Consider the following 4,484-nt stretch of genomic DNA (forward strand, 5'->3'; position numbering starts at 1 on the left):
ATGCCGGTCACCCGTTTCGAGATCACGCGGCGGCGCCCCCTGGCCGGCGAGCCCGCCTACGAGGAGCTGAAGGGCCGGCTCCACTTCGCCATCGACCCGCTCCATCCGGCCAATCGCCGGATCACCGACGTCGACCTGGCGCCCCGCAACGCGCAGGGCCGCGTGGAGTGGGACTCGGACGTGTCGATCCTGCTGCCGGTGGACCGGTCCGGGTGCAGCGGACGCGTGCTGCTGGATGTGGTCAACCGCGGCAACACCGTCGCGGTGCCGAACTTCAACCGCGCGACCCGCCCCGCGTTCGGCCCCGGCTCGGATCCCCATCCGCCGATCGACGTGGGCGACGGCTTCCTCATGAAGCGCGGCTGGGTGGTGATCTCGTGCGGCTGGCAGGGCGACCTCCCGCGGGTGCCCGGGCTCATCGGCATGCGCACGCCGGAGGCCCGCGACGCGGCGGGCCGGCCGCTGCGCGGGCGCGTGTACACGCAGGTGCAGGCGCCGGTGCCGGTCGCCGACTTCCTGCTCTCCGATCGCGGCCACGTGGCGTATCCCGCGGCCGATCTCGAGGAGGCCGACGCGCGGCTCACCGTTCGGGATCAGGCGGATGGTTCGGCCACCGTGATCCCGCGCGAGCGCTGGCGGTTCGCGCGCGTCGAGGGCGGCCGCGTGGTGCCCGACGCCTCGCACATCCATCTCGACGGCGGCTTCGAGAAGGGGCGACTCTACCAGATCACCTACACCGCGGTCGGCGCCCCGGTGCAGGGGCTGTCCATGGCCGCCCTGCGCGATTCGGTGGCGTGGCTCAAGCACGGCTCGGCCGGCGAGGGCAATCCCGCGGTGGGCCGGCTGCGGTGGGCCTACGCGTACGGCCGCTCGCAGACCGGACGCCTCCTGCGCACGCTGATCTACGAGGACCTCAACGTCGACGAGCAGGGCCGCGAAGCCCTCGACGGCGTCATCGCCAACGTGGCGGGCGGCATGCGCGGCGAGTTCAACCAGCGGTTCGGCCAGCACTCCAAGGACCGCAATCACATGATGGCGCACCTCTTCCCGTTCACCGACCAGCCCTCGGTGGATCCCGAGACCGGGACGAAGGACGCGCTGCACGCCCGGATCGACGCGCGGGGCAGCCGGCTGCGCGTGTTCTATACCAACACCTCGGCCGAGTACCATCGCGGCGACGCCTCGCTGATCCACACCGATCCCGACGGCGCGCGCGACGTCGAGCACGGGCCCGGCACCCGCGTCTATCACTTCGCGGGCACCGAGCACGGGCTCGGCATCTGGCCGCCCACCGACACGCAGGTCGCGCCGGCCGACCCGACCGGGCCGGTGGAGCGCTCGCAGCACCTGCGCAGCGTGGCCGACTACTCGGTGCTGCTCCGCGCGGCCCTGGTGAACCTGGACCGCTGGGTGGTGGAGGGGATCGAGCCGCCCCCGAGCCGGCATCCGCGTCTGGCCGACGGGACCGCGGTCGCGCCGGACCGGCTGGGCGCCGACTTCGCCCGCATCCCGGCCGCCCGGTATCCGGCCCACCACGCGCGGCCGCGCCGGCTCGACTGGACGCACCTGCCGCCCGCGCCGGGCCGCCCGTTCGGCTCGCTGGTCTCGGCGGTCGACACCGACGGCAACGAGGTCGCGGGCATCGTGCTGCCCGAGATCGCGGTCCCACTCGCCGCCCACACCGGCTGGAACCTGCGTCATCCCGACATCGGCGGCGCCGAGCAATTGCTGGTCTTCGCGGGGGCGACGATCCCGTTCGCGCCCACCCGGGCGCAGCGCGAGGCCGCCGGCGATCCGCGCCCGTCCATCGCCGAGCGCTACCCCTCGCGCACGGCGTATCTCGACCGCGTGCGCGCGGCCGCCGGGGCCCTGGTGCGGGAGGGCTACCTCCTCGAAGAGGACATCGCGCTCTCGGTGGCCGCCGCGGCGCGGCTCTGGGATCACTTCACCCGCTGATTCGAGGGAGGCTTCCGCATGTACGATCTCCTGCTCAAGGGCGGCACCGTGCTCGATCCAGGGAGCACGCTCGACGGCGCGATGGACGTGGCGGTCGAGCGGGGGGCCATCGTCCGCATCGCGCCGCAGATCGCGGAGACCGAGGCCGCGCGCACCATCGACGTGCGCGGCAAGACGGTGGTCCCGGGGCTCATCGACCTGCACGCCCACGTCTTCGAGGGCTTCAACCGCACCGGGGTGAACCCGGACCTGGGCGGCGTCTACGCGGGGGTGACCACCATCGTGGACGCGGGCAGCGCGGGGGCGGCCACCTTCGGCGGGTTCCCGCGCCACATCATCCCGAGCTGCCACACCGAGGTGATCCCGTTCCTGCACATCTGCCAGACCGGGCTCGCCACGCTGCCCGACATCATCGCGGAGTCCAGCATCAACCTGGACGACACCCTGAAGGTGGTGGACCAGCACCGCGGGCTCATCCGGGGCATCAAGGCGCGCATGGTGTCACCCGCGCTCGAGATCATGGGCATGGAGATGCCGCGGCTGGCCAAGCGGGCGGCCAAGGAGAGCGGGGTCAAGCTGATGGTGCACATCGGCGACACCGAGAAGCGTTACGACCCGAAGGTGATTCGGTCCCTGTTGCCGCTCCTGGAACCGGGCGACATCCTCACCCACTACTTCACGGCCAACCCGGGGGGCGTGCTCGACGGCAACGGCAAGCTGGTCCCCGAGGTGAAGGAGGCGGCCGACCGCGGCGTCTGGTTCGACACCGCGCACGGGCGCATGAACTTCAGCTTCGACGTCGGCCGCCGCGTGATCGAGCAGGGCGTGCTCCCGCACTGCATCAGCACCGATCTCACCGTGCCGGGCCGGGTGTTGACCGTGCACAGCCTGACCGAGATGATGACGCGCTTCCTCGGCCTCGGCTTCACCCTGCCGCAGGTCGTGACGATGTGCACCGCCAATCCCGCAAAGGCCATCGGCGCCGAGCAGCGGCTCGGCCGCCTCGCGGTGGGCCGTCAGGCCGACATCTCGGTGCTGGACATCCGGCCGGGCGACTGGATGGTTTACGATGTCCTGGGCGCGGGGCTGCGCGTGGACCGCGCGGTGGTCCCGTTCGTGACCGTGAAGAAGGGCCAGGTGTTCACTCCGGACTGGGGGCCGCGCCCCTGGGGCTGGGAGCCGGACCGCGCGCTGCCCGCGGGCGCGCCCATTCGCGGCGGCTGCTGCTGAGCCTCGCCCGGAGGAGGAGAGCGTGGGGATGATCGTGCTACCGGAGTGGTCGAGCCTCGGCCTGTTCGTGATCGCGGCGCTGGTGCTGCTGGTGACGCCGGGTCCCGCGGTGCTCTACATCGTGACCCGCAGCATCGACCAGGGCCGCCGCGCCGGGCTGGTCTCCGTCGCCGGCGTCCACGTGGGGACCCTCGCGCACATCGTCGCGGCGGCGGTGGGCCTCTCCGCGCTGCTCGCCGCCTCGACCACCGCGTTCAGCATCGTGAAGTACCTGGGCGCCGCCTATCTCATCTACATCGGGGTGCGGCGGCTGCTCGAGCGGCGCGCGCCCACCGCCTCCGGGCCCGGCCAGCCGACGCGCTTGCGGCGCGCGTTCCTCGACGGCGTGATCGTCAACGTCTTGAACCCCAAGACCGGCCTGTTCTTCCTGGCGTTCCTGCCCCAGTTCGTGACCGTGCCCCGCGGGCACGTGGGCGAGCAGATCGTCTGGCTGGGCGTGGTCTTCGTGCTGCTCGGGATGATCACCGACTCGCTCTACGCCCTGACCGCGGGCTCCGCGGCCCGGTGGCTGCGCGGCCGGCCCGGCTTCCTGTCGGGCGAGCGCTGGCTCTCGGGCGGCCTCTACATCGGCCTCGGGGTGGTCGCCGCCTTGTCGAGCGGCCACCGGAAGTAGCGCGCGGGCCGTCCCAGCACCCGGAACCGGTCGCCCGGCCGGGGGCGGTCCTCGTCGTCCGGCCCCGGATCCTGTGCCTGATCGCCGGTGTAGTCGTCGGTGGGCTGCGGGTCCTCGCGGTCGTGTGGCTTCATGGGCGGGCCTCCTCGCGCACAAAGAGCAACCGGCGTGCCGGGCGTGGTCAGCGGGTCATCGAGGTGAAGAGGCCCGGAAGCCGGCGGTCGGGCCGTCGGACGAGGAACATCCTGCCGCGTCGACTTTACCGGCCGCGCCTGGAACGGCGAGCCGCGGACCGTCGGGCGGTCGGCCGCGAGCGGTCACGGCGGTGTGGTTTCCTCGGCCGCGAGCCGCGCACGGTGTGTCCCGCCGCGCAGAGCGCCTCGATCGCGGCGGTCGGGTCGAGCGTCGTGACGCGCAGGACGACCTCCCGCTGAGCGTCATCACGCTCGAGATCCGGACGCCGGCCTCCGCCACCACGCGCATCAGGTCGATCAGGCGGTCCTTCGGCGCCTTGAGGGTGAGGTCGGTGCCGTCGGGCAATCCGGCGTCGATGTCGGGCGGCCGCAACTCTCCGCGCGGCCCGTCGCGCGCGCACGACGATAGTCGGGAGCCGAACGGGACGGCG

At 72.7% G+C, this 4,484-nt stretch carries 4 protein-coding genes; 3 read left to right on the top strand and 1 reads right to left on the bottom strand.

Annotated features, from left to right (window positions below):
• From VKN16_09355 to VKN16_09365, 3 genes are all read left to right on the top strand, one after another.
• A partial coding sequence (locus VKN16_09355) for an alpha/beta hydrolase domain-containing protein (GenBank protein ID HME94407.1) occupies window positions 1–1,956 on the top strand: 1,956 nt, incomplete at its 5' end.
• A gap of 18 nt (window positions 1,957–1,974) precedes the next feature.
• Window positions 1,975–3,186: an amidohydrolase/deacetylase family metallohydrolase gene (locus VKN16_09360; GenBank protein ID HME94408.1), complete on the top strand. Its 1,212-nt coding sequence runs from the start codon at window positions 1,975–1,977 to the stop codon at window positions 3,184–3,186.
• Window positions 3,187–3,214: 28 nt separating this feature from the next.
• Window positions 3,215–3,859 carry a LysE family translocator gene (locus VKN16_09365; GenBank protein ID HME94409.1) on the top strand — a complete coding sequence of 215 codons (645 nt, stop codon included), beginning with the start codon at window positions 3,215–3,217 and terminating at the stop codon, window positions 3,857–3,859.
• Here VKN16_09365 and VKN16_09370 read toward each other — a convergent pair.
• Window positions 3,808–3,993, bottom strand: a complete 186-nt coding sequence (locus tag VKN16_09370) for a hypothetical protein (GenBank protein HME94410.1) — start codon at window positions 3,991–3,993, stop codon at window positions 3,808–3,810. The two genes, VKN16_09365 and VKN16_09370, sit on opposite strands and share 52 nt — an antisense overlap.
• Window positions 3,994–4,484: the final 491 nt, after the last annotated feature.

It is taken from the genome of Candidatus Methylomirabilota bacterium, from assembly GCA_035315345.1.
In the GTDB taxonomy this organism is placed as follows: domain Bacteria; phylum Methylomirabilota; class Methylomirabilia; order Rokubacteriales; family CSP1-6; genus CAMLFJ01.